The sequence below is a fragment of the Streptomyces sp. GC420 genome, assembly GCF_009916105.1.
In the GTDB taxonomy this organism is placed as follows: domain Bacteria; phylum Actinomycetota; class Actinomycetes; order Streptomycetales; family Streptomycetaceae; genus Streptomyces.
This window is the reverse complement of the sequence record NZ_JAAAXQ010000725.1, coordinates 1-1,650: the sequence shown is the minus strand read 5'-3', so window position 1 is coordinate 1,650 and position 1,650 is coordinate 1. Positions and strand designations below refer to the sequence as shown.

Sequence of the window (1,650 nt, the reverse complement as noted above, 5' to 3'; positions counted from 1 at the left end):
GGGAACGTCGACGTGCTTGGGGGTGAGCCCGCAGCGCAGCACGTTGTCGGAGTTGGCCATGATCTCGACGCCGAGGCCGCCCAGGTAGGCGTGCGGGACGCCCGCGCCGAGGTACAGGGCCTCGCCGTCGCGTGCCGCGGTTCCGACGCCCGGATCGCCACCGGGCCCGGTGCTCCGCCGACCGCCCGGATCGCCACCGGGCACGGTGCTCCGCCGACCGATCCGCACTCGTATTCTGCGGAAACCGCATCGAGGTGTGCCCGACGGGCGCGCGGTTCCGAGAGCGAGTTCGACATGCGCGAGGCGGGTACCCGGGAACAGGGCCGCTCGGACGGCGCATCACCGCCGCGCGCGCCGGCCGCGGTGCGCGCCGCGCACTCACGCCGCACGTGCGGAACAAGGAGATCGCCGGGTCACCTCACCGCACGGCAGCCCCGTGACCCATGGCAGTCTCTGCATCAAGGGTCGTTTCGGCTGTCGCCACATACAGAACCGGGATTGATGAACATGGGACGGGTCACCGAGCGCCGCCGAGTCATCCGCATCAGGGACGGAGCCGTCAGCACCCGCCCGGACACCCTGGTCGCGGAGGAGCCGCTGGAGATACGGCTGGGCGGCAAGCCCCTCGCCGTCACCATGCGCACGCCCGGTGACGACTTCGCGCTCGCCGCCGGGTTCCTGGTCAGCGAGGGCGTGCTCGGCTCGGCGTCGGAACTCGCCAACATCGTGTACTGCGCCGGGGCGACGGCGGAGGGCTCCAACACGTACAACGTCGTGGACGTGACGCTCGCGCCGGGCGTCCCGGTGCCCGACATCACCCTGGAGCGGAACGTCTACACGACGTCATCCTGCGGACTGTGCGGCAAGGCCGGCCTCGACGCCGTCCGCACCACGGCCCGCTTCCCGATCGACGACACGGACAACGGCACCGCTCCCCCGGTCCGGCTCGCCCCGGAACTGCTCACCTGCCTGCCCGACCGGCTGCGCGCGGCCCAGCGCGTCTTCGACCGGACCGGGGGCCTGCACGCGGCAGCACTGTTCACCGAGGACGGGGAGCTGATCGACGTACGGGAGGACGTGGGCCGGCACAACGCGGTCGACAAGCTGGTCGGACGGGCGCTCCAGCAGGGGCGGCTGCCGCTGTCCAGGAACGTGCTTCTGGTGTCGGGGCGCGCCTCCTTCGAACTGGCGCAGAAGGCGGTGATGGCGGGCATACCGGTGCTGGCGGCGGTGTCCGCGCCCTCCTCCCTGGCCGTCGACCTGGCCGCCGAGACCGGCCTGACGCTGGTCGGCTTCCTGCGCGGCTCCTCCATGAACGTGTACGCGGGCGAGCACCGCATCGCCCTGGAGGCCGCGGCCGTCCAGGGCTGACCCCTGGCGGCCACACCAACTGCCACACGGGCCAGGGACCGGCGGGAGGGAGCGCCCCGTGGGCCGGCCGGTACCGCCCCTCTGCGCCGTCGGCCATGGGGCGGGTGGTCCACGGCCATGCCGTCGGCATCGGTACTGGCATCCGCACGCCAGGACAGGCCCGGCACGGCGTGACGACCGTGCCGGAGGCCGCATCGCCCCGCGCCCGGCAGGACGTGAGCCGTGCCGGACCGGCCCACCGCCCGCACGCCCGGCAGGGCGTGCGGGCAGGGCGGGGCC

1 protein-coding gene and 1 pseudogene are annotated in these 1,650 nt (G+C 73.6%); one reads left to right on the top strand and one right to left on the bottom strand.

Going from position 1 to position 1,650, the window contains the following annotated elements:
* A pseudogene (locus GUY61_RS38155) lies at positions 1 to 159 on the bottom strand (mannose-6-phosphate isomerase, class I); the annotation flags it as partial.
* Between the two features lie 348 nt (positions 160 to 507).
* Between GUY61_RS38155 and fdhD the strand changes: the two are divergent.
* Entirely contained in the window at positions 508 to 1,371 is an 864-nt protein-coding gene (fdhD, locus tag GUY61_RS38150; RefSeq protein WP_166634869.1) for a formate dehydrogenase accessory sulfurtransferase FdhD, read from the top strand.
* Positions 1,372 to 1,650: the final 279 nt, after the last annotated feature.

What these genes read in the sequence shown, in the direction of transcription:
- fdhD (WP_166634869.1), top strand. Translation starts at nt 508, where the DNA reads ATGGGACGGGTCACCGAGCGCCGCCGAGTCATCCGCATCAGGGACGGA.